Source organism: Lelliottia sp. EB106-05-01-XG201 (genome assembly GCF_058791735.1).
Map to the genome: position 1 here is coordinate 2,452,974 of NZ_JBYTDV010000001.1, position 23,641 is coordinate 2,476,614.

Here is a 23,641-nt window from a genome sequence, read left to right on the forward strand (position 1 = left end):
AAAAACCACGCAATTGCGTGGTTAATTTATAAAATCTTTATTTAGAGGGAAGCTTTAATGGTTTCCCACTCTCTTTTTAAATATTTCTGAGATGCAGCAATGAATGCATCCAGTTCAACCCATAGTCGTGCACTGACAACTTTAAATTTATCGAAATCATCAGCCTTAAGTTCTCCTGGTTTTGCTTCAATAGATTTCATCATTGTTATTAAAGCAACACATTCTGGTTCATCATGGTTGAGCATCAGCAAAATTCGATTCTTCACATAATGTATTCTGCTTAATATTTCCTCCCTGGCTTGGTAAGCATCGTCTAGTTTACTGATAGCATTGCGGCGCTCTTCGAGAAAAACCTCATTACGTATATTTTCGTCAGTCATTTGATACTGACGAAAAAGTGTATCAGTAAGGTAATAATCCCAGTGACGCTTTAGGCATACACGGTTATCTGCCGCATACTGAGAGAGTAGATCCCTTAGCTCATTAATCCAGGTCTGCCTACTAGCTGCAACAACTTGCGCTTTAATGGTTTTATCAGCGATTTCACCCTGTTGAATTTGTTGTTGAGTAACCAACTGCGTATTAGATTTCATTGCCCTATATGCGACATAAGCAGGTATTACACCAGCTACTAAGGCAGTAAGAAACGCCTCAAGACCACCGCCTTTTTCAGGGATTTCTAAAACAATCTTAGGTAATTTATTTAATATAATCTCAGCGTGATAGAAAACCTCATCGCCTTTCATCAGAAAAGGTATGCCTTGCCAACCCATAGTTCCTCCTGTGTGATGGAGGAATTTTAACAGATCCACAGGGGAGCACACTACCCAACAAACCACCCCAGGTTAGTTGGACGGCGCAATGTGCTCTCCTGAAAAATGTGTTCTTTACCGCTTCAAGCTTGTAAGTAAAAATGTGAAGTATAGTATTGTGATCATCCTACGTGAAGCCTTGATGCCCCATCATTTACGAAACAAATAAAATCAAGGTGTTAACTTAAAAATAGAGGAATGCAACATGCTTGTTGACGTTTTTTCTGAACGATATCGCGAACAGATAATCTGGGCTTCTTATGGCACAAATGAGCAAAAATTGCTCACCCAGCTTTTTGGCTTAGCTAAAGAAGCTCTACCATATTATGCTTCTTCTGGATCTGTTAATAAAAAGAATGAAGAAAGCTGGAAAGCAATACACGACCAAGTGGCAAGGGAGATTGGTCTGAAGGAGTTAGCTCCGAGGTATTACTCCTACAAAAATCAGTCAGGCTTTCCAGTCAGCGGATTTTGGGGCTGGGACTATGTGTGTGAACAATTTGTTCTACAGCAATGCGATGCAAGAAACAACTCAGACTCATTTATCAAAGAAAGATTGAATGTAGTCGAATTAGTTTTTCGCAAAAGGTTTGATGAGATACAAAATATAAATAACAACCTTCCGCACACACTTAACTCTCTTCTAAACCAACCAATACTACCAAGAACTTCAAATACAATTAATTTACCTGGAAGTAGAAAAGAAGGTCTGGTAAGTATCAATAATGAGATCAATGAGCGCTTCAATCAGATAATAGAAGAAGTCAATGAACGCTTTAGAAGATCTTTGTGCCCTTTGAGTGTGCATAACGGGTATTTTCAGCTTGCAATAGATCAGACTATTGAACAGAGTATTTCTAAACCTTTTTGGAAGCTTTTAGAGCATCCTCAGTGGAGGAATGTTGACACGGACATAAAAGAAGCCATCGATCGTCGAGATTCAAATCAAAAAGATCCGGCACTGTACGCTGGTAGGGCCTTAGAAAGCACTATTAAAATTATTTCCGACGCTAAAAAATGGACTAGTGGCACCGAAAGAGGGGCGGCAAATTACATAGACAACCTCAGCAATGCCAAGAACGGTGCATTTATTTCTCAGTGGGAAGCTAACTTGCTAAAAGGCTTCTTTAGAGAAGTGAGAAATCCTCTGTCTCATGGCGCCGGAAATGGTGAAATGCGAGAATTAAATTTATATCAAACTGATTGGGCAATAGAAACCGTGATGTCTTGGGTTAGAACCCTTGTAAGACGAATGTAGGTAAAAGTAAGAAGGCATAAGTTCAAGGTTATGTACAACTAAGGCATCATATCAGAATTGCCTATTAAGATGACATAAAATGTAGGGTTTTGCAATCTATAGCTTGTGTTCGTATCCTGTAGATGAACTCTCAAGTTCCTCAAGATAGGCTTTGGATTGTCAAGTGGAGGTTGCATTGTTAATAATTTGCAACTTTTCAAAACATTTTATAACATAAACACATGGAGGTTGTTATGATTCTAACTATCAGCTCTAGCTTCGACAAAACGATTGACTATCTGAGAGAGCGGCATGCTACTGATAAGTTTTTCAGATTAAACGTTGATCAATTCTCTAATTATAAAATCTTCTTTAATAGAAAAGGTTTTCATATCACTAATATGGAAGGATTAACTCTTTCCGAAGAAAATTGTTCAGCAATATACTACAGAAAGCCTACCCCAGAATCGTTACCGGAGTGTATAAGTAACATTTATCACTCTCATATTTACAGAGAGGTTTTTGCTTTTGCAGATGGAATAACTGAAGCATTTAGTGGAACGTGCTTAACAAAGCCCTCTATCCTCAGAAAAGCAGACAATAAGATTTTTCAATTAAGAACTGCATTTAACTTAGGATTCCAAATACCTACCCCGTTGATTACAAATAACATAGACTACGTGCAAAATGAATTGAAAAAACCTATAGTCAAGCCATTATCATCAGGTTTAATCGAACATGGGAGTACGAAAGAATATGTCCAGACTAATTTTGTTGATTACAGTAAAAGTACTGATGCGTTAAAATATTCCCCATGCTACTTCCAGAACTATCAATCAAAAGATTATGAGGTCCGCGTTACTGTTATAGACGAGTATTTTTACCCTGTAAAGATAGTCTCTCGAAATACGATTGACTGGAGGAAAGATAATAATCATATCGAATATGAAATTATTGACATCCCTTCTAATATAAAAGAAAAATCTTTACTCCTTATGAAAAATTTATGCCTTAAGTTTGGATGCTTCGATTTTATTGTTAAAGATAGAGAGTGGTATTTCTTAGAAGTAAATGCAAATGGCCAATGGGTTTGGCTAGAAATGGAGTTAGGCCTAGATATTAGCAAAAAAATAATGGAACACTTGCAATGATTAAAAATATAATGTTTATCATATTGAAGATGTTCAATGTTAATCCTATTGTTCACATATCAATTGATGAGAATTTCGATACCATTATACCTAATTTAGTTACAAGAAAAAACACATTCAGACTTTCTCTCGTCGCTTTAAATGTAGGGACTATCAAGATTTACATAATCACCTTTTTATTTAGCCCGCAAACATTTAAGTTTAGTGAGTTGAACTTCATAAAAGCTCTTCATTTTGACAAGGTTCAGCATCGAAAAACTGATATTGAACTTCAAGCAATGACTGACACATATGAAGTTCAAACGCTGCAAAAAATAAATAATGATGATAAAGCCATGCAAGAGGAATTTTTAAAGATTAGAATCTCTGAAAATAATGATTCCTTGAGTAACATTTTTGACAAATTAAACTATTACACAACAATAACTCTTGCATTCTCAGCAGCATTGATTTACGCATACTCCAAACTTATTGAATTCCAGTTAAACATAACCACTTATTTGATCTATTATATTGCATTTATTAACCTACTAGATTTGTTAGATTTAATATTATTACTGCGGCGCTCTGTTTCCATTTCCGGATTCATACGTTCTTCTTTTAAAGATTTGCGTAAAAGTAAAACAACATATGCACTGACCAAAGCCCTTTATTTTGACTGGGCAGCTAGCACTGATGATGTAAAATACTATGCTGGATTGACAAAAAATACAGAAATGCGTTCCTTCAGAGTTATACTCTTGGGCTTTTTCTTGTTGATTAGCACAACAATTTTTTACAACAATGCTGAAAATGACAATAGTGGCACACTGTTTTACTTACAAAGTTACACATCCTTAACTAAACAATAGGTTGATAAAATGAAGCCATACATTATGTTATATAGTGAAACAACCGAGATTATACCTTTCGGTGGCTCAATCTGTGATACAACGAGAAAAACGTTTACGATTGAGTCCAATGACGATGATTGCCTTAATTTTAGTGACTTTACTACAATAACCAAAACTAGTGAAGCGAAAGATGATGATTATATTCACCTCGCTTCACATCATAGTAGCGATGACTTGGACAGATTAACCAGTACATTAGTTACTCGTTCATTAGAAAATGATGATAGTGATTATTTTCAGGCGTCGACAATTAAGACTAATACTGTTGAGTCAAGTGATGAAGACTTTATCACATTTCTTTGATTAAACCTTCTTGATTTCGCCCCAATTGTAGGGGCGAAACTTGTTATCCTATGGTTGTTACTTATCAATATTCGAGTTGTTCACTTAAGATCTTTTGCAAGATTTTTTAATGAAATAGTGTCCAGCAAGTTACAAAGGTGTTTAAATTCTTTCCAAGGTGTACTATACGTTTGATACCAAGAATCACGATGGATCGATAAAAAACTAGCCAAATGGCTTGAAGCATAATTTTTATAAGTATCATTAATATTATTTGCAGCGACCTCTTGAACAGCTAACCACACAAGTTGTATCAATCTTTTCTCGACTCGTTTCTGAATTTTTTGTTTACCATTATGTTTAGTGTATAGCTCCCAAATATGCCGACATATTTGCACTTGAAGCTCGAAGTGAAGGTCGAAACCGTAACAATATCTAAGCCATGCTTGCTGGATGGGTTCCAACTTTAATAATGCTCTACGCCAAGTACAAGTAGTAAAGGCAATATCCCCCATAGGAGTCATAGGACGACGACGGCTACGGGTTTCGAGGACGTAGATAGCACTATTTTCTGCTTTAACACGATGAACTCCACCGAGACCGTTATCAAGTTCAACAACGTGAATATGTTTGCGTGGGTTCACGCTCTTATCAGCAGGTGGATGCTCTGCGAACGCCTCCAGTTGCCCTTTAGTGCCGCCTGAGCCATCAGCCAGCGCAGCGCGTAGCTGAATGCGTACATATTCCAGTTGCTGCGCGTTCATCGTAACCCCTCATCTCGCCAGATTTTTTGTGTGCGAAGAATGCCTTCAGCGTGCATAAGCCGAAGTTCCTCGTAGGTGTATTCTTTTGTTTTAACGCGACCGTCGATCACGTCATGACAGGCGTTACAGGAAATAGCGCCTTGTTCATCATCAGGTTTGCATCCGGTACCACACGTACCCGACAGCCGGTAATGTGCGAGGCATGAGGTTTCGGGATTGTGGTTGCAGATGCCTGGGATGCGAATTGTGCACTCCCTTCCTTCCGCCGCCTTTCGCAAGTTCGGTTTTCTCTTCATGCAGCGAACTCCAGCAGCTGCATAGCTACGTTGTCGGCTTCCTGATAGTTGCGGAATTTTTTAAAGAGAATGGTGTTCCACAGGACGTTAAAAACTGCTTTGTAGACCTGGAAAAATTCGGCCTCCGTCATGTTTGAAAACGAGATCGATTTTGCCTCTCGGCGAATAGTGTTATCAGGGAGGATGAACGTATCGAAGAAACCAGCCTCAACAACGGCCCACTTTCTGAAGGCTTCGAACGATTTGGTGATTGCCGCTTCTTTTGTTCGCCACTGCCCGTGGGTTTCGTTGTAAACCTTCTCAGTTTCTAAAAGGAGATCGTCATTGCCGGCCATCGAGATCAGGTAACGAACGTACCCATGCAGATACTCTTTTTCTGCGGGGGTAATCGCCCCTCCGGTGGGTGTCCAGTACTCGAACCCAAGATTGAGCAGAGCGAAGAAGCGCTTATGGAAGAGGTAGTTTCTGGCTTGCTTAACGTCGCAGTTAAGCCACACGCCGATTTTGATACGTTGCAAAAAATCGCTGGCCTCGGGCGTAGCCGTGGTCAGAGTGGTGGGTGAAGATTTAAAGAGTTGTATTACCTGTGCCATCGTTTTCTCCGGTGGCACAGTGTTTCAGCAGGGTTGTTCAGACCCGATTGCTATTATAAATCAAAAGACTATTAGTCGTCATCCCCTTGACGCTCTTCAGGTGCAACAAGCTTGCGCGCCTCATCCACCAGCGCCAAGCTAGCTACAAACTCGTCAGGACGCATCACAAACCCATCTTTGAAGGAACCATCTCGATTTCTGCGAATAACCAGTGACCTAGTGCTGTCGTGTATACCCAATATTAGATGATCTGGAATGTACACCCGCTTATCTCCTGTTCTCTCAGAGGTTGTCCCTTTGTCTTCCTCGCGCGTCCTGACTTTGAATTTCTATAAGTACTGACTGATCAGTCAATTCTCTTTACGTCTCTTAACTCACGAGATGAAAACACTGTATACATATACAGTTATAATTTCCAGTCATAAAAGCTAATTTTTGACCAAGATTAAGCTATTAATTTAGTTGTCTATTTTATAATCAAGCCTAACAACTTATTGATACACAGGTATAAAAAGCTTTATCTTTTTAAAGCTAAGAAGCACTTAAGGTACCCTACTCTTTTTGGTAGGTATTACATGTTAAGAGAAGTATCAGCTGCGCGATTCAAGCGCAAACCACGTCGAACAGGGTATCGAACCATCAATCTTTTGTTGGATTGAAATGCTTAGCGTAATATCATGTTAGATAACGTTTTTCTGTTTGTAGTGCGATTTTATTTTTCCTCTTTGATATAGCCAATAAGTAGGCAATGTTGAGTTGGAAAGATTTTATAATTTTTAATGAACTGGAGTTGTTGGTGAATAAAATCATTATTAGCGAGTATAATCCAGACTGGAAAAATCTGTTTTTAGAAGAGGCTGAAAAAATAAAAAACGCCCTCAAACCTTCAACAGTATACATCGATCATGTCGGTTCAACTTCCGTAAATGGGCTTTGCGGAAAGCCAATTATTGATATACTAATATCACTTTGTGAATGGGCTGAAATTGAAAGAATTGTTAACGAACTAAAAAATTTAGGATACGAAGTAAATGAAAAAAGTGATGATACACCTAGATATTTTTTAACAAAATACATTGATGATTCACATAAATATCATATACATATCTGTGAACCTCAACGACATTGGGGTAGAGATATGCTTATTTTTAAAAATGAATTAAATATCGACAGTGAATTTTCAAACAAATATGCTAACCTAAAAAAAACGTTAGCTGCAACTCATGGAAATGATATTAAAAGTTATATGTTAGGAAAGAAAGAATTCATAGAAAATAGATTACAGGAAGTTGAAAGTGAATTTGGGGTAAATAGACTTCTAAGCTATCAAAGAGCTGAATCAGACGAAGCCGAGCGTTTACAAACAAGAATGATGGCATGCCAGTTTATCATATCTATCCTCGCGGCTGCTTCGGTATATTGCAATAAAAATTATACATTATTTTGGTTCGCCATGGCTGGTTTGATATGTATGCTGTGTTGGTTTTTCCTAAGCCAGAACCAGCAAAAACATCGTGCTGCAGGGGACCAAGCCAGACGTGCGGTACTATTGATTAGTGGCTTAAACGCCATGCCTTCAGCTGGTCAAAACCTTCGTATTAGAGACAAATTTAACGTCGACATAAAAAAAGGATTCCTGCGTCGAGAAGAAGACCATTTCTCGACCCGCGAAAAACCTAGTTATAAACGCTTAGCTGAAATGATCGAAGAATCAGCCTATTGGACATGTTACCTACAGAAAGCTAGCGCAAAAATGATGGGGGTACTGCTATTTACTCTTGTGATTTTAATGTTTCTAGTTACTGGTGCTGCAATTACGTTATTTGACTCCGAAAGTTTAATATCCATATCTCGCGCCATGATTGCCTTGATGGTTTTTATTATTTCAACGGACGCATTTGGGTTATTCCTTTCTTATAAAAACGCAGCAACCACTATTGAAGAAATATTCACCCGAGTGGAGTCAATTTCAGCTAAGGAGTATCCTGAATCTGATGTTCTACTTTTGATGCTTGATTATAACTCAGCTATCGAAAAAGCCCCGGCAACATTTCCAAAGATTTACAATCTTGTCCAAAAGAGGCTTAATAAAAAATGGGGGGTTTATTCAGAAGCAAAATTAAATAGTAAACAAACAGATTGATGTGTTTATTAATCTTTGTCATGCATAACTTATTCATGACGTTGCTTTTTTAAGTCAACGTCATTTTTTTCTAAGAATCAATTCTTCTTCGATAGCTTCTCCAGTCAAAATTAACCCATAACCCACTTCCCATTCGAAGGCGATCCAGTGCCCTCTCACCTGTGGCCTGAGTCAACTCTACCTCCTTCAGATTGGTCAGAATCCCAACCGGTTTTAGCATTGCCGTACGTCGATCAATCACCTGATGCAATATGACCTTTTCGTATTGTGAGTACATCTGAACGCCAACTTCATCGAGAACAAGCAAATCGACGCGCGACATCTGCTCCATTAGGTGAGCCTCTGTTTTACCACCACTAAACCCTGCTTTGAACTCGGTCATGAGGTCAGCAACGGTAATAATCAGAACGCTTTTGTGCTGAGCCAGGAGAGCATTTCCTATCGCTGCAGCAAGATGGTTTTTACCCGTCCCAGGGCTGCCACTGAAAACGAAACATGCGCAACCGGATCCGAAATTGTTCAGCCATGACTTTGCATACGACAACGCTTTGCGCTGGCCATCATTCTCTACCGAATAATTTTTGAACGAGCAGTTTTGATAACGTTCACGAATGCCCGAGCGCCCGAATGTCTTTTCTAACCTGGTACGGCTGTTCTCCAGGTTCAGCTTTTCTGAGTGCTTGCGCGCCTCCTCCTGTTGCCATGCCATAAGCTCCTCAGCACTGGAGAACTTGGGCTGTACTCCGGCAGGAACAATTTTCTGAAGCCGTATTAACACGTCAGCCATATCGCGCATGTTCACCCCGTGAAGCCGTCAGGAATTGAGCTATCTGGTTTTGAAACGCTGATAATGTCAGGTCGGCTCGTCTGAGCCATGTTGAAATTGCTTGGCGGGTATAACCCCTGATACTCCCGGGCGATGCTGTGACGAATGACCACTTCAGGAGGAATGCCCTGGCTTCGATATCTCTCCAGTTCCATAATCGAGCCTTTAGCACCCTGAGGTGTTTTTATCGGCTTACGTAATGCCTTGCGATACTCCACCCACTCAACCCATAACGCGCAGGAGAGCCAATCAGGAAGTTCAACCGCGAGAGGATCGAATTTAGTTTTCGCCAAATTCCCCTTGGGGGGATTAAGGGGGGTTTTAGGTTCTTTGACTGGATCTAATAACTGACTGATTCTGGGTGAATCTCCTGCACCCTCCCCCCCTGCACCATTTGCACCATAGGATGCAGCTACTGCACCCTGCTTTTGAGCCTGTTTTTGATAGGGTGCAGGATTTTCACCCTCATTGTTAAAGGTCAGATGATAGATATTGGATCGGTTAACGCCGCTTGAATCTCTTCGCTCTTCAACACGAACAAATCCATCTTTCACGAGCTGCCGGATATGTGTCTGAACTGAGCGAGAAGATATCTCGCATTCATACGCTATCGTTGCCACTGCCGGCCAACATTCCCCCGTATCACTGGCGTTATCTGCCAGCTTTATCAGCACCAGCTTACGGAGGGGATTTCCCACCCTCGCTTTCATGGCCTGAACCATCAAGGACATACTCATACTGCTACTCCTGCGAAATCATTACGGGTGATCCCGCCACTCAAACTGACATCAGTAATTCTGCTATTGGAATCAACGCCTGAAGCTCGTCGATAAGCCTGTTCAGCTTCACTGTTGCTGTGGGGCATCTGACCGCAACAGCCGACATAGCCGCACCGAACGACTCCATGACTTTCGCTTTAGCCAGTTCAGGCGAATGAGGTTCTTCCAGCTCTATGCGCTTGCGTGTTGGCATGGCTCGCAAAGCGACGTCTGATAGCTCTGCTGCCATCTTGACGTAACGAGGCCCACCCAAGCTGAAGATGCGCTTTACGCGTTGTTTAGCGTTACGTATGCCCTGCTCGTCAGTCGCTGGTGGTATTAGTTTGCCGCCCCCCCTGCGTTGATACCCTCGCATAAATCAGTTAGTGCAGGAGCTGTAATGACCTTCCCAACAGGTGTTGAAATTCACAATGGAAAGATCCGGTTAACTTTCACCTTTCGCGGCAAACGCTGCCGTGAAGTGCTGAAGGGCTGGATGGTCACTCCTGCAAATATCAAAAAAGCGGGAAACCTGCGCGCGCTCATCGTAAGTGAAATACAGCTGGGTGAATTCGATTACGCTCGTCGCTTCCCTGAGTCGAAAAGCGTCAAAAAATTTACATCTACGCGTGTTGCTTATACCTGGGACGAACTTACCGAACTCTGGCTGGATGCCAAAGAAGAGGATATTTCAAGAAACACCATGTCGAGAATTAAGGCGCAGCTTAGGACGATGAATAAGATCATCGGTGGTAACACGCTAATTGCCGACATCACACACAGCGACATGATGCAGTACAGAAAGGAGCTGTTGCGTGGAGAAAGCTTTTACTCTGAGGGTAACAAGAGAAAAAAGACTGGCCGCAGTGTTAACACGGTTAACGACTATATTTCACTGACCTGTCAGATCCTGCGCTTTGCTCACCGTAGCCGATTCATCACCGATAAACCGTTTGAGCACATCACAAAGCTGCACAAGGACCGTAAGAAACCCGATCCGCTGCAGCGCGACGAATACGCCACGATGATGCTGGCACTGACGGGGCAGGACAAAAACATGTGGCAGTTTGCCATAGGTGCTGGCCCCCGCCACGGTGAGATTGCCGCACTGTCCTGGGATGATGTTGATTTGGTAACCGGAAAGGTCCACATCCAGCGCAATCTGACGGGCCAGGGCGATTTTGTACCGCCCAAGACAAAGGCCGGGGATCGGATAATCACCCTGCTCGCTCCTGCGCTTGATGCGCTGCGTGCTCAGTATGCCCTGACTGGCCATCTGCCTGAAACGGAGATCGTCCAGCATTTCAGGGAGTATGGTAAAACTGAAGTACAGAAGAAGCGTTTTGTGTTTTTGCCGCGCCTGGGGACAAAAAATCCTGGTAAGTATTTTTCGACGCAGTCCATTACCGACCGCTGGGATGCTTCGGTGAAAAAAGCCGGTATTCGCCGACGCACGCCGTATCAGTCACGCCACACTTACGCTTGCTGGTCACTGGCGGCAGGAGCAAACCCTTCGTTTATTGCCAGCCAACTCGGGCACGAAGACGCTGAAATGGTGTATCGGGTATATTCGGCATGGATCAAGGAGTTTGACGGTGAGCAGGTGGAGCTGTTGAACGAGCGATTAGGGTTTGCCCCCAATATGCCCCTAAAAACAAAAATATCTAAAATAAATCAATTATATCAATAAGTTATATATAAACCCCACTACTGTAGGGGGGTATAGTAACTTTATTAATGCAAACCTGCAAACCTCATATTTTTCGTGGTTTTTAGCACATCCCAGAAAAGATATAATTGAACTCACCGGTGCGCAGATGGCAGAACCCGCAGACGTAGTCAGTGCAGAACTTATCCCCGCGCGGGATGTCCGAACCTATACTTTTTATGGCCGCCCAGTGAGCGTTAAGCTTAGAAAATCTTGCCCGCGGGTTGGGTAAAATGAATGAAACTGGCGCAAAACAAACTGACGCCAAAGATTTTTTTGAGGGAGTCATTCATGATTCGATGGATTAAGAAAGCAAACCGTTCTAAAAACTATTATTTAAAACGAACAAAACTGAAGTTAAAACTGAGACTGTTGAGCTCGATAGCCGCACAGGGTCGTACTTCCCAAACCGGACGTGAGTCAGAGACAAAGAACTTAGTCATCCCTTTTATCGGTAAAGGGATCGGTGACGCTATCGTCATTGGTGGAGTGATTGAGACGCTGGTGAGAAACAATTTCAAAGTCTCTGTTATTGCAGATAAAAGAACTCATTTCCTGTTCAAGGAGTGGGATAATTTAGAAGCTCTATACTTCTATGATAATAAAAACAAAAAAGCGTTGCTGAGGACGCTAAAAGACCTTCCCTCTTTTGTCTTTGTTGACTCACATGAAGTGACGCACTCAAATGTGGATACTTTTAATTTAATCCGCCAGGTCAAACCGCATAAAACCATCGGTTTCACCAGCAAGTATCGTATTTATGATGAGGTTGTGAACATCAGTCGTCCGCTGGAGCATATCAGCACGCGATATCTCGATCTGTTCGAACATTTAGGGGTTGCTGCGACAGACTACGATTACACCGTCATCATTCCTGATGAGGATGCCAGGGTCGCGCAGGAGTTCATTGAAAAGACCACCCATAAAAAAATTATTTCATTTATTCCTTATGGTAGCGTCAGTGAGCGTTTTTTCTCTGATGAACAAATCGCAGCCATTACCCGGCACATGGCGAAATATGACGATTTATTCCACATGGTCATTCTCGGAGAACAGCATAGAATAAAATCCATCTCCGATTCAAAAAATGTCACGAAAAATACGCTGCCATCATTCTTCTCAGCGGCGCAAATCATAAAGGAAAGTGCGCTGGTTATTTCACCAGACACCTCTTTTGTGCACGTATGCAGAGCATTCGAGAAAAAACTAATTTGCCTCTATCCGTATAAAATACTCGTCGCGCCAGCAGATAACGCCGATATTTGGGGTCCCAACTATCCCTCTGCGGTACAAATAAGACTGAAAGAACGACGCGTGATGGACGCTGAGGTCCAGCCTATTCTCCAGGTGATTGACGAGCAGATAAAAAGTATCGCGAAGTCAGTTTTGCAAGATAAATACTGACTCTCAATAGAAAAAATCCAGGACCTGCCGACATCGGTCAGGTCCCGTAAACACACAGCACTGCAGATTTGAATACACCCTGTCCGTTGGATAATGCATTTATAATCTGTCACCCTTTGTTTGTCATGGATATATTCATCATTGAAATTAAACAGACTTAAAGCAAATCATCAGGTTAAAGCCCACCTTAAGAGCGAATGTTTATTCACTTAATCAGTTTCTGGATGTTTGACGGCAACGCAGACAAAAAACCCGCTCTCGGGAGCGGGTTCGGCAGACTATCAGGAACGCTTTTTCGGCATCATGCGCAGCAGCGTATTGTCCTTCCAGTAATAATGGTGCAGCAGCGCCGCAAAGGCGTGGATCCCAATAACGAAATAGCCGATGTTTGCCAGCGTCACGTGCCAGGATTTCAGGGTGTCAACTAAGTCGAAATTCGCTTCAGCCGCATGCGGCATCACCAGACCGAAGGCCAGCCACGGGTTACCGCGGTTATACATCATCACCAGGCCAATCAGCGGCAGCGCAATAAACAGCAGATAAACCACCAGGTGCCCGAGGTGCGACATCCCGGTGATCATTGGTTTTGGCTTAGGCTGAATCGGCGGTGCCGGAAATTTGAGGCGCACCAGCAGACGCGCGACCATCAGCACCAGGATCGAAATCCCGCAGGAAACATGAATCATATTGATCACCGGACGCGCGGTGCGCGGGAAAAATCCGCGTAACTCCATCGCCGCGTAGGCCACGATGACCAGAAGAAACACCAGCCAGTGAATGCCAATTTGCAGGCCAGTATATTTATTACGCATATGATTTCCTGGATAAAGTCGAACAAAGCGTCAACATAACGGGCTTTACTTAAAAATTCATTAACTTTTCTTTATGGGTTTTCAAAAACTTCGCCCGCGCATGAATCATCTTCAATTGCCTCACCCGCCGTCATGGTCTAAGCCTGGAGGAGTTTTCAAACTGTCGCATCGTTCAGTTCATACAGGAGTCAACCATGAGTAAAATTGGCATTAATGGTTTTGGCCGCATCGGGCGTCTCGTCCTGCGCCGTCTGCTTGAAACTCAGGACAGCAACACCGTCGTGGCGATTAACGATCTCACCTCCCCCAAAGTGCTGGCCTATCTGCTGAAACACGACTCGAACTACGGTCCTTTCCCGTGGAGCGTCGATTTCACCGAAGACTCGCTGATTGTCGATGGCAAATCGATCTCCGTGTACGCCGAAAAAGAGGCCAAACACATTCCATGGACCTCAGCGGGCGTGGATCTGGTGGTGGAATGCACCGGTTTCTATACCTCGGAGGAGAAATCGAAAGCCCACCTTGACGCCGGGGCGAAAAAAGTGCTGATCTCCGCGCCCGCTGGCGATATGAAAACCATCGTCTTTAACGTCAACGACGACACCATTGACGCCAGCGACACCATTATTTCGGTGGCGTCCTGCACCACCAACTGCCTGGCCCCACTGGCGAAAGTGCTGCATGACGCCTTCGGCATTAAGGTCGGCACCATGACCACCATCCATGCCTACACCGGCACCCAGGCGCTGGTCGATGGCCCGCGCGGGAAAGATCTGCGCGCTTCGCGTGCGGCGGCGGAGAATATCATTCCGCATACCACCGGGGCGGCGAAAGCGATTGGGCTGGTCATTCCGGCGCTGAGTGGCAAGCTGAAAGGTCACGCCCAGCGCGTGCCGGTGAAAACCGGATCGGTGACGGAGCTGGTGTCGATTCTGGAGAAAAAGGTGACCGTCGATGAGATCCACGCCGCGCTGAAAAAAGCGACCGAGGGCAATGAATCCTTTGGCTATACGGACGAGGAGATCGTCTCCTCAGATGTGATCGGCTCGCACTTTGGCTCAATCTTTGACGCCACGCAGACGGAAGTGTCCGAGGCGGGAGACGTACAGCTGGTGAAAACCGTAGCCTGGTATGACAACGAGTACGGTTTTGTCACCCAACTGGTGCGCACGCTCGATAAATTCGCCGCACTTTAATTGATTGCGGGCAGCCTCGCTGCCCGCTAATCACAATATTACGACTGGAGATAAACCACCTGAGTTTGCAGATATTCATGCAGACCGTGTTTCCCGTCCGCCCCGCCGATACCCGACTTGCGCCAGCCCGCGTGGAAGCCCTGCATCGCCTCGAAGTTTTCGCGGTTGATGTAGGTCTCGCCGAATTTCAGCCCTTTGATGGCTTTCATCGCTACGTTCAGATCCTGGGTATACACCGAAGAGGTCAGGCCGTACTCGCTGTCGTTGGCCATCGCCAGCGCGTCTTCGAGAGAATCAAACGCCACCACCGGCAGCACCGGGCCGAAGGTCTCTTCGTGCATGATGCTCATCTCCTGGCGCACATCCAGCAGCAGGGTCGGCGGATAGTAGTAGCCTTTGCCTTCCACCGCCTTGCCGCCGAGCGCCACTCGCGCCCCCTCCTGCACCGCGCGCGCCACTTTCTGCTCGACGCGCTCCAGCGCCGCGGCGTTAATCAGCGGGCCCATCGCGATATCCGTGCGCTCCGCCGGATTGCCAAACTGCACCGCTTTCATCGCCTCACCCAGACGGTTCACAAAGCGGTCATAAATGCCTTTCTGGACATACACGCGCTCGGCGCAGTTACACACCTGACCGGTGTTAATAACGCGCGAGTCGACAATCGCTTTCACCGCCAGCTCCAGATCCGCATCGTCCATCACGATCGCAGGCGCTTTGCCGCCCAGTTCCAGGCACACTTTGGTGATGTTTTTCGCCGCGGCGGTCATGATCTTCTCACCGGCGGTGACGCTGCCGGTCATGCTGACCATCGCTACTTTCGGGTTGCCCGCCAGCTCCTGGCCGACGGTTTCGCCGCGGCCCAGCACCAGGTTAAAGACCCCTTTCGGCAGACCGATCTCGTCGACGATTTTGGCAAACGCGATGGCATTGTTCGGCGTGAATTCGCTTGGTTTGATAACGATGGTGTTGCCCGTCAGCAGCGCAGGCGCCAGCTTGCGGGCAATCAGGAAGAACGGGAAGTTCCACGGCAGAATGCCGGTCGTCACGCCGAGGGCGCGTTTAAAGACCAGAATGTTTTCGCCCGGACGATCGCTCTGGATAATCTCGCCTTCGTAACGACGCGCCCACTCGGCCATGTAGTCGATGTAATCGGCGGTGAAATTGACTTCCACTTCAGCCAGCTGTTGAATTTTGCCGCCCTCGGCGACAATCAGGGCGCTGATTTCACTCACGCGCTCACGAATCCCGGCGGAGATTTTGCGCAGCCAGTTCGCACGCTCAATCGCCGGAAGCGCTTCCCAGCCCGGCTGCGCGCGGTCGGCGGCCTCTATCGCTTTGCGGGCGTCTTCGGCACGCCCATCGGGAATACGGGAAATGACCTCTTCGGTGGCCGGATTGGTGACATCAATCCAGGCGTCACCTTGCCAGGCAACAAACTGTCCATCGATATACATAGGATGTTGTACGGGTACTGTCATGACCTGCTCCTGTGATTGCACTGTTTTTAACACGTGAAATTATTGTTAAAAATTACAGTGAGGATTCAGGAGACCCAGGGTATCGCGCTGTTTTTGTGAGACATCTCAAAAAAGAATCGCGTCAGCAAAACATTTCGATTACAGGTGAGCAACATAAAATGCCCGTTTGCGACGCAGGCTGCGCAAACGGGCAAGGGTTACAGAAGGGAGCGGCTGACCAGCGCCTCGGTGAGCGTGGTGTCATGGCGTAAAATCTGCCAGGCGGCTTCGACGTGAGGCGGAATATCCACGTGAGCGATAAAGTCGCGCCCCGCCGGGCCGTAACCGTTGGCATCATCCCGCAGGCGCGGGAGTTCGCCGAGCACCAGCGACAGATAACGCTCCACCGGCCACAGCCCCTCGCCGCCACCGCTGAACACCAGACCGTCGTCGCTGTTTTGCAGACGCGGAATAATGCCCGGATGGCTGGTCAAGTGTGGCGGCACGCACTCATCACGACACACCCGCGCAAAGGTCGCCATCGTACGCCGCTGCATCGTCGGGTCTTGTACCACCAGAATGCGTTCCGGGACTGGCGCATGATGTTTGAGCATGTTCCAGCTAAAGCGCGCGTTTTCTCCGCAGTTGGTGGACTGGTCTTCAATCAAAATGCGTTCATCGGGAATGTGCCAGAACTGGCGCGCGATATCGGCCAGAATCGCCGCCTCTGCGCGTCCGGTGGTCGGAACGGTGTTATAGCGCGGGTGACGGGCCGTCGCCGCATACAGAAAAGTCGTTGAGTGGCCGATACCCCCGCTAATGATCAGCGGAATCGCCTGCTCAGACGCGACCCGGCAGGCGGCGTCGATGGCCGGGATGACCGCGTTCCCGGCAAGTATCACAGCATCAAACGGCTGGCCGTGACGATAATCGTCCTGCGCCAGCCACTCACCGGTCGTATTGACCGCCGCGAGGGTTGCCTCGGGCAGGCAGGGAAAAAGGTTAAGCGTCATCGTGACCTCCTTACATCAGGTTATGTTCAGAGTAACGCGTATGTCGTGACGAAACAGAGGATCTCTCCGAAAGCCGCCCGCCCGTTACTGCAGATGGCGGCAATCATATTTGATTTAATGCACTATTTCATATTCACTTGAATTATGATTTCTGCCACAGGTAGAATCGTTAGCCCACTAACTATTCAATTTTTCCAAAGGTAACTGACGTTATGCGCCTGCCTCAACGCGATCCTTATGCTCCTCGCGAGTGGCAGCCACATGAGAAACCCGCCCTGCTCGGTTCGCCTTCGACGCCCCTTCACAGCACGCCAAAACGCGTGGCCTATGGCGTGGTGGGTTTGCTGGTCTGCCTGACGGGGGCGCTCGGCAACGCGATGGTTGCCGCCAACCTGCAAAATCTGCAGGGCACCTTTGCCGTCTGGTCGACGGAGATCGCCTGGCTTCCCGCCGTCTACGTGATGACCAACGTCTCGATCAACCTGCTGCTGGTAAAATTTCGCCAGCAGTTCGGGCTGCGCGCCTTTACGGAAGGCTTTCTGGTGCTCTATGTGCTGGTGACCTTTTTCCACCTGTTCGTCAATGATTTGAGTTCCGCGCTGATGGTCCGCGCCGCCCACGGGATGGTCGCCGCCGCCCTGAGCTCGCTGGGCATTTACTATCAGATTCAGGCCTGGCCGGCGAAACACCGTCTTAAAGCGCTGACCATCGGGATCACCGGCTCCTCGCTCGCGATCCCCATCGCCCGCCTGTTCTCCACCGAACTGTTGCAGCTCGACGAATGGCGCGGGCTCTATTTCTTCGAGCTCGGTCTGGCGCTGATTTCGCTCGGGTGCGTGATCGCCCTGAAACTCCCGCCCGGCGATCGGAAAAAAGTCTTTGAGAAGAAAGATTTCATCACCTTCTTCCTGCTGGCACCGGGCATGGCGCTGCTCTGCGCGGTGCTGTCCCTCGGGCGTCTCGACTGGTGGTTTGAAGCGCCGTGGATCGGCTGGGCGCTGGCGGCCTCGCTGGTGCTGATCCTCTCCGCCATCGTCTTTGAACATAACCGCAGCAACCCGCTGCTCAATACCCGCTGGCTCTCCAGCGGCAGCATTCTGCGCCTGGGGCTGATTATGCTGCTGATCCGCATCGTGCTGGCGGAGCAAAACACCGGGGTGATCGGCTGGCTGCAGTATGTCGGGTTGCAGAACGAACAAATGACCCACCTGGCCTGGTCGATCTTCGCCGGGATCGCCTGCGGGATTGTCGCCAGCTGCCTGACCATTAAGCCGACCAAACTGGCCTGGCCGATCGTCACCTCCCTGCTGCTGATGATTGTCGCCTCCCTGCTCGACAGCCAGTCCACCAGCTTAACCCGCCCGGATCAGCTGATGCTCAGCCAGTTCTTACTCGGCTTTGGCAGCGCGTTTTTCCTCGCCCCGGCGATGCTGGCGGGGATTGGCGGCGTGATTGCCGATCCCCGCAACCTGGTCAGCTTCTCGGTGCTGTTTGGCATGAGCCAGAACGTTGGCGGCCTGCTCGGTTCCGCGATCCTCGGCACCTTTCAGACCTGGCGCGAGAAATATCACTCCAGTTTATTAGCCGATCAGCTCACCACGCTGAACCCGCTGGTCAACGAGCGGCTACAAATGTACAGCCAGATGTACCAGAATTTGATTGGCGACAGCGCCCTGCTTGGCACCCAGGCCGTGCTGCAGCTGCAAACCGTCACCACGCTGGAGGCCAATATTCTGGCCTATAACGATACCTATATGCTGACGGCGGGGATTGCCACCGCCACGCTGGTCTGGATTTTGTGGCGCTTGCTGCGTCTGAGAATCACCGCCCGGATGGCGCTAAAACGCGCCACGGGCACCAAATAACAGAAGAAAATCAATAATGAACATAGCTTTACCCCGGGAGACGTTATGAGTCAGCAGGATGCCGCCAAAGAGCAGGCCAACACCCGCAATAACTTGCGCATTGTTTCTATTTTTACCGCGGCGGCCATCGGCATCGTCGGGGTACTGGTGATCCTGTACGCCTGGCAGTTGCCGCCGTTCACGCGTCACACCCAGTTTACCGATAACGCCTACGTGCGCGGGCAGACCACCTTTATCAGTCCGCAGGTCAACGGCTACATCACCGAAGTGAAAGTGCAGGATTTCGAGCAGGTCAAAAAAGGCGACCTGCTGCTGCAAATTGACGACCGCATCTACCGCCAGCGCGTGCATCAGGCCGAGGCCCAGTTGGCAATGAAACAGGCGGCGCTGGAAAATAATCTCCAGCAGCGGAAAAGCGCTGAAGCAGTGATTGCCCGCAACGACGCGGCGCTGAAAAACGCCCGCGCCCAGAGCCTGAAAACGCAGGCAGATTTAAAGCGCGTGAAAGATCTCACCGCCGACGGCTCGCTGTCTATTCGCGAGCGCGACGCGGCTCTCGCCAGCGCCGCTCAGGGCAGCGCCGATATCGACCAGGCTAAAGCCACGCTGGAAATGTCGCGTCAGGATTTGCAAACCGTGATCGTCAATCGCGGCTCGCTGGAAGCGGACGTCGAGAATGCGAAAGCCGCGCTGGAGCTGGCGCAGATCGATCTGCAGAACACGCGGATTATCGCCCCGCGCGACGGTCAGCTCGGGCAGATTGCCGTGCGTCTCGGCGCGTACGTCACCGCTGGAACGCATCTCACGACGCTGGTTCCGCCGCAGCACTGGGTCATCGCCAACATCAAAGAAACGCAGCTGGCGGATCTGCGCGTCGGGCAACCCGTCACCTTTACCGTCGATGCATTAAACAACAAAAAGTATCAGGGGCGCGTGCAGAGTATCTCTCCGGCGACCGGCGTGGAGTTCAGCGCCATCACGCCGGATAACGCCACCGGCAACTTTGTCAAAATCGCCCAGCGAATTCCGGTGCGTATTGAGGTACTCGGCAAACCGGAAGAGACCGCCCTGCTGCGCCCTGGGATGTCCGTGCAGGTGAATATTGACACGCGGGAGGCGAAAGAATGACCCTTCGTCCCGTGGCCTGCGCCCTCGTCGCCCTGTGGCTGGCCGGGTGTCAGTCGGCAGATGTCGCCCCGGCGAAAAACTCGCTGCAAATCCCGGCCCAGTGGCGCGCGGCGACCGGCCCCGCCAGTCCGGCAGAACAGCTGTGGTGGCGAAATTTTCACGATAACCACCTCAACCGCTACGTCGATCGGGCGCTGAAAAATAACAGTGACGTGCTGATCGCCCGCGAGCGGATCAACGAATATCAGGCGCGCGTTTACGCCGCCGACAGCAGCCTGTTTCCGTCGCTCGATGCAGGTGTGAGCGGCACCCGGGCGCGCGCACAGTCCGCCGCCACCGGGCTGCCGATTTACAGCACCTTGTACAAAGGCAGTCTCACCGCCAGCTACGACGTGGATATCTGGGGCGTTAACCGCAGTACCGCGAATGCCGCCGAAGCCACGCTGGAAGCACAAAAAGCAGCAGCAGCCGCCGCGGATCTCACGGTCGCGTCGTCGGTGGCGTCGGGCTATGTCACCCTGCTTTCACTCGATGAACAGCTGCGCGTGACGCAGTCGACGGTCAAATCGCGGGAAGATGCGCTGGCTCTGGCTAAACGCCAGTTTGAAACGGGCTATAGCTCACGGCTGGAGCTGATGCAGTCCGACTCCGAACTGCGATCCACGCGCGCGCAGATCCCACTGCTTCAGCACCAGATCGCCGTGCAGGAAAATGCCCTCAGTCAGCTGCTGGGAGACAATCCCGGCGAGGTGGCGCGTAGCGACAGTTTCAGTTCGCTGACGCCGCTGAAACTCCCGTCCCAACTGCCCTCGTCGCTGCTCAATCGCCGCCCGGATATCGTGCAGGCGGAACGCCAGCTGATTGCAGCCGACGCCACGCTCGCCGCCTCTCGCGCCAGCCTGTTGCCGTCGATCAACCTCACCGCCACGGGATCGATACAGGATCGCACTTTGCCGGGCTTGCTGGATAATCCGCTGCAGCTCTGGAGTCTCGGCGGGAGCATCCTGGCACCGCTGCTGAACCGCAAGGCGCTCAACGCGCAGGTGGATATTTCCCAGTCCCAGCGCAATCAGGCGCTGTACGCCTACGAAAAAACCGTGCGCAACGCTTTCCGGGAAGTGAACGACAGCCTGGATGCCATCACACGCTATCAGGAACAGCTGACCGAGTTGCTGGCGCAGCAGGACGTGGCGCAGGAGACCCTGCGCATCGCGCAAAACCGCTATCGCAACGGGTACTCGTCCTATCTGGACGTCCTCGACGCACAGCGCACGCTGTTCTCAGTGCAAACCAGCGTGGTGCAGGTGAAAAATAATCTGCTGCTGGCGCAGATTGATCTGTATAAGGCGCTGGGCGGGGGATGGTCACATTAAAGGCAAAAGGCGCAGTCTTTAGTGGCTGCGCCTGAGGTTTATTCGTCCAAAACCTTAATGATGTTTGATAGTCTGATCGCTCTCATTATAAATGAACTGAACATCTTCACTCTGCGAGGCCGGCATTTTCATTTCAATTACCGGGATAAGAATATGCCCCGTCGTATTATTATAAAAATCCTGCTGGTTACTTTGCGCGCTGCTTAATCCGCTGGTGCCGCTAATGTAGAAAAAGGCCTCCATTGGTAGCGTATTCTGCATTCCCTGCGCCCAGGTTGCTAGACGGAGCTCATTCTGCTCATTAAATGACGGCGCTCCAATTAACGCCATACTTAAAAGAGTCTGATAAAAACCATCCGCAGTGTTATAAACGCTGTTATCACTCGTTTCAAAGCTGCATTGATATTGATGGTCATTATTTCCCTGTTGATAATGCTGATACCATTGTGCAGCCGTATATATTCCTTGCGCCTGACAATTGACGCTAGCTTGAGGGTAAGCCGCAGAACTGCCGCACCCTTTGTCACCGCGATTCTCTGATGCTGCATCGATGGGGAAGGAGCACATAATATCGATATTGGTATCTTTACCCTCTGGAGCATTAAAATAGGGATAAAAAATAAACCCGTTGTTATACCCGTAGGCCAGTTTATTGAATTTAGAATCCTTTCTCAGATACGAGAAAGATACACCACCGCTGGTTTGTGAAGAAGGGCTTGGGTCCCAGGAATGGAAACTGGAAGAATACGCATTAGTACCACGAATGAGCACACCAGAGCACAGAAACGCCGGTCGTGACGATGCTCCACAGTCCGTGCTGATATTTGCATAACTTTGATTTAAAGCATCCTGAGCCTCGTTACCAACATTTTGTTGTTGACCATAAGCACCGAAGCATAATAGATAAACCAAAGGGACGAGTCTTAATATTTCTCTTAACATGAATAACTCCTTATAAGCTGGAGTTTTTAATCTATGTTTTAACAACAAAGTGCACTGCGCTATTTACAGCTTAGACTGGCGTTATTTTTGCGCACTCCTTTTGCTGCCTTCAAGAACCATTCGTCAGGATCGTGTAATCTTGATGTGATATTAAGAAATACGATAGATTTGTAGGCCCGGTAAGCGCTGCGTCACCGGGCATTTGTCAGGAAATCAACTATGAGGTCAATCTATGCAACAAAAATGGTCTGCGGTAGACAATTACATGATTTCTTCACTTATCCCTCAGGACGCGGTGCTGCAAAAAGTTCTGGAAAATAACAAACGAGCCGGATTGCCCGAGCATGACGTCGCGGCAAATCAGGGACAGTTACTGGCATTATTCGTACAGATGACGCAGGCAAAGCGCGTGCTGGAAATCGGCACGCTGGGGGCTTACAGCACTCTCTGGATGGCGCGAGCTTTACCGCCTGGCGGCAAAATCATCACCCTCGAATCCGATCCCGTTCACGGTGACATCGCCCGACACAATATTCACCTCGCCGGGTTACAGGATCGGATCGAGCTGATTGAAGGCCCAGGATTACAGTCACTTGAGGCTTTTGGTGACATACCTCCCTTTGATCTGATCTTTATCGATGCCGATAAGCCCAACAATCCGGGCTATCTGGAGTGGGCGCTGCGCTACTCCCGTTCGGGGACCGTGATTATTGGCGACAACGTGGTGCGTGATGGTGAAGTTATCAATGGACAAAGTGATGATGACCGCGTCCAGGGCGTGCGACGTTTTATCGAAATGATCGGGGATAATCCCCGTCTCACGGCCACGGCGCTGCAAACCGTAGGTATCAAGGGTTGGGATGGGTTTACGTTAGCTATCGTCAATCGTTGAAGAAACGCCGGGCTCATCATTTAATGCTCTCCCGCGCCTGCCTATTGCCCCCTTCTGCACCCTTTCACCGCGTACTCTGTCCGAAATTGAGGTCGC

General features: G+C 48.3%; 23 protein-coding genes. 12 read left to right on the forward strand and 11 right to left on the reverse strand.

What is annotated here, in order from left to right:
- Positions 1-41: 41 nt before the first annotated feature.
- On the reverse strand, positions 42-773 hold the full coding sequence (locus AC3WS9_RS11525) for a hypothetical protein (RefSeq protein ID WP_492488440.1): 732 nt from the start codon (positions 771-773) through the stop codon (positions 42-44).
- 244 nt (positions 774-1,017) lie between these two features.
- Between AC3WS9_RS11525 and AC3WS9_RS11530 the strand changes: the two genes are divergently transcribed.
- From AC3WS9_RS11530 to AC3WS9_RS11545, 4 genes are all read left to right on the forward strand, one after another.
- On the forward strand, positions 1,018-2,070 hold the full coding sequence (locus tag AC3WS9_RS11530) for an AbiJ-NTD4 domain-containing protein (protein ID WP_196350024.1): 1,053 nt from the start codon (positions 1,018-1,020) through the stop codon (positions 2,068-2,070).
- Positions 2,071-2,303: 233 nt separating this feature from the next.
- A complete protein-coding gene (locus tag AC3WS9_RS11535; RefSeq protein ID WP_492488442.1) occupies positions 2,304-3,200 on the forward strand; it encodes an MvdC/MvdD family ATP grasp protein in 897 nt (298 codons plus the stop codon).
- Positions 3,197-4,051, forward strand: a complete 855-nt coding sequence (locus AC3WS9_RS11540; RefSeq protein WP_492488444.1) for a hypothetical protein — start codon at positions 3,197-3,199, stop codon at positions 4,049-4,051. The genes AC3WS9_RS11535 and AC3WS9_RS11540 overlap by 4 nt, the downstream gene beginning before the upstream one ends.
- A gap of 9 nt (positions 4,052-4,060) precedes the next feature.
- Positions 4,061-4,396 (forward strand): hypothetical protein, encoded by a 336-nt coding sequence (locus AC3WS9_RS11545; RefSeq protein WP_492488446.1) that lies wholly within the window; start codon positions 4,061-4,063, stop codon positions 4,394-4,396.
- An 80-nt stretch (positions 4,397-4,476) separates the two neighbouring features.
- Here the strand turns inward: AC3WS9_RS11545 and AC3WS9_RS11550 are convergent, their stop codons facing one another.
- From AC3WS9_RS11550 to AC3WS9_RS11560, 3 genes are read right to left on the reverse strand one after another with little or no spacing between them, the layout of a single operon-like run.
- On the reverse strand, positions 4,477-5,139 hold the full coding sequence (locus tag AC3WS9_RS11550) for a bacteriophage antitermination protein Q (protein ID WP_492488448.1): 663 nt from the start codon (positions 5,137-5,139) through the stop codon (positions 4,477-4,479).
- A complete protein-coding gene (locus tag AC3WS9_RS11555; protein WP_232929704.1) occupies positions 5,136-5,435 on the reverse strand; it encodes a DUF1364 domain-containing protein in 300 nt (99 codons plus the stop codon). Before AC3WS9_RS11555 ends, AC3WS9_RS11550 begins: the two co-directional genes overlap by 4 nt.
- Positions 5,432-6,028, reverse strand: a complete 597-nt coding sequence (locus tag AC3WS9_RS11560; RefSeq protein ID WP_492488450.1) for a DUF1367 family protein — start codon at positions 6,026-6,028, stop codon at positions 5,432-5,434. Before AC3WS9_RS11560 ends, AC3WS9_RS11555 begins: the two co-directional genes overlap by 4 nt.
- Positions 6,029-6,824: 796 nt before the next feature.
- Here AC3WS9_RS11560 and AC3WS9_RS11565 point away from each other — a divergent pair.
- Positions 6,825-8,171, forward strand: a complete 1,347-nt coding sequence (locus tag AC3WS9_RS11565) for a GrpB family protein (RefSeq protein ID WP_492488452.1) — start codon at positions 6,825-6,827, stop codon at positions 8,169-8,171.
- A 70-nt stretch (positions 8,172-8,241) separates the two neighbouring features.
- On the opposite strand, the gene AC3WS9_RS11570 is transcribed toward AC3WS9_RS11565, so the two are convergent.
- Genes AC3WS9_RS11570 through AC3WS9_RS11580 form a run of 3 tightly spaced genes read right to left on the reverse strand, consistent with a single transcriptional unit; the run spans position 8,242 to position 10,131 of the window.
- On the reverse strand, positions 8,242-8,967 hold the full coding sequence (locus AC3WS9_RS11570; RefSeq protein WP_492488454.1) for an ATP-binding protein: 726 nt from the start codon (positions 8,965-8,967) through the stop codon (positions 8,242-8,244).
- 2 nt (positions 8,968-8,969) lie between these two features.
- The gene (locus AC3WS9_RS11575; protein WP_492488456.1) at positions 8,970-9,734 is read right to left on the reverse strand and encodes a helix-turn-helix domain-containing protein; all 765 of its coding nucleotides are present in this window, start codon (positions 9,732-9,734) and stop codon (positions 8,970-8,972) included.
- A 40-nt stretch (positions 9,735-9,774) separates the two neighbouring features.
- The gene (locus AC3WS9_RS11580) at positions 9,775-10,131 is read right to left on the reverse strand and encodes a toxin YdaT family protein (protein ID WP_492488458.1); all 357 of its coding nucleotides are present in this window, start codon (positions 10,129-10,131) and stop codon (positions 9,775-9,777) included.
- A 24-nt stretch (positions 10,132-10,155) separates the two neighbouring features.
- Between AC3WS9_RS11580 and AC3WS9_RS11585 the strand changes: the two genes are divergently transcribed.
- Both AC3WS9_RS11585 and AC3WS9_RS11590 read left to right on the forward strand, forming a co-directional pair.
- Positions 10,156-11,445, forward strand: coding sequence for a site-specific integrase (locus tag AC3WS9_RS11585; protein WP_492488460.1), 1,290 nt, complete (start codon positions 10,156-10,158; stop codon positions 11,443-11,445).
- Positions 11,446-11,700: 255 nt separating this feature from the next.
- On the forward strand, positions 11,701-12,867 hold the full coding sequence (locus tag AC3WS9_RS11590; protein WP_492488462.1) for a glycosyltransferase family 9 protein: 1,167 nt from the start codon (positions 11,701-11,703) through the stop codon (positions 12,865-12,867).
- A 281-nt stretch (positions 12,868-13,148) separates the two neighbouring features.
- On the opposite strand, the gene cybB is transcribed toward AC3WS9_RS11590, so the two are convergent.
- Positions 13,149-13,679 carry a cytochrome b561 gene (gene cybB / locus AC3WS9_RS11595; protein WP_282493134.1) on the reverse strand — a complete coding sequence of 177 codons (531 nt, stop codon included), beginning with the start codon at positions 13,677-13,679 and terminating at the stop codon, positions 13,149-13,151.
- A 194-nt stretch (positions 13,680-13,873) separates the two neighbouring features.
- Between cybB and gap the strand changes: the two genes are divergently transcribed.
- Positions 13,874-14,875, forward strand: a complete 1,002-nt coding sequence (gene gap / locus AC3WS9_RS11600) for a type I glyceraldehyde-3-phosphate dehydrogenase (protein ID WP_492488465.1) — start codon at positions 13,874-13,876, stop codon at positions 14,873-14,875.
- 38 nt (positions 14,876-14,913) lie between these two features.
- Here the strand turns inward: gap and aldA are convergent, their stop codons facing one another.
- Together aldA and AC3WS9_RS11610 are read right to left on the reverse strand one after the other, a co-directional pair.
- Complete coding sequence (gene aldA / locus AC3WS9_RS11605) at positions 14,914-16,353, reverse strand: aldehyde dehydrogenase (RefSeq protein ID WP_285157284.1); 1,440 nt, start codon at positions 16,351-16,353, stop codon at positions 14,914-14,916.
- A gap of 197 nt (positions 16,354-16,550) precedes the next feature.
- Positions 16,551-17,345, reverse strand: coding sequence for a YdcF family protein (locus AC3WS9_RS11610; protein WP_492488467.1), 795 nt, complete (start codon positions 17,343-17,345; stop codon positions 16,551-16,553).
- 212 nt (positions 17,346-17,557) lie between these two features.
- Here AC3WS9_RS11610 and AC3WS9_RS11615 point away from each other — a divergent pair, with 212 nt between their 5' ends.
- From AC3WS9_RS11615 to AC3WS9_RS11625, 3 genes are read left to right on the forward strand one after another with little or no spacing between them, the layout of a single operon-like run.
- A complete protein-coding gene (locus tag AC3WS9_RS11615; protein ID WP_390888245.1) occupies positions 17,558-19,210 on the forward strand; it encodes an MFS transporter in 1,653 nt (550 codons plus the stop codon).
- 45 nt (positions 19,211-19,255) lie between these two features.
- Positions 19,256-20,338 carry an HlyD family secretion protein gene (locus AC3WS9_RS11620; protein WP_492488469.1) on the forward strand — a complete coding sequence of 361 codons (1,083 nt, stop codon included), beginning with the start codon at positions 19,256-19,258 and terminating at the stop codon, positions 20,336-20,338.
- Positions 20,335-21,711: an efflux transporter outer membrane subunit gene (locus tag AC3WS9_RS11625; protein ID WP_492488471.1), complete on the forward strand. Its 1,377-nt coding sequence runs from the start codon at positions 20,335-20,337 to the stop codon at positions 21,709-21,711. The genes AC3WS9_RS11620 and AC3WS9_RS11625 overlap by 4 nt, the downstream gene beginning before the upstream one ends.
- 54 nt (positions 21,712-21,765) lie before the next feature.
- Here the strand turns inward: AC3WS9_RS11625 and AC3WS9_RS11630 are convergent, their stop codons facing one another.
- Positions 21,766-22,653, reverse strand: a complete 888-nt coding sequence (locus AC3WS9_RS11630) for an HvnC protein (protein ID WP_492488473.1) — start codon at positions 22,651-22,653, stop codon at positions 21,766-21,768.
- 232 nt (positions 22,654-22,885) lie between these two features.
- Here AC3WS9_RS11630 and AC3WS9_RS11635 point away from each other — a divergent pair, with 232 nt between their 5' ends.
- A complete protein-coding gene (locus tag AC3WS9_RS11635; protein WP_492488475.1) occupies positions 22,886-23,545 on the forward strand; it encodes an O-methyltransferase in 660 nt (219 codons plus the stop codon).
- The last annotated feature ends 96 nt before the right edge of the window (positions 23,546-23,641 follow it).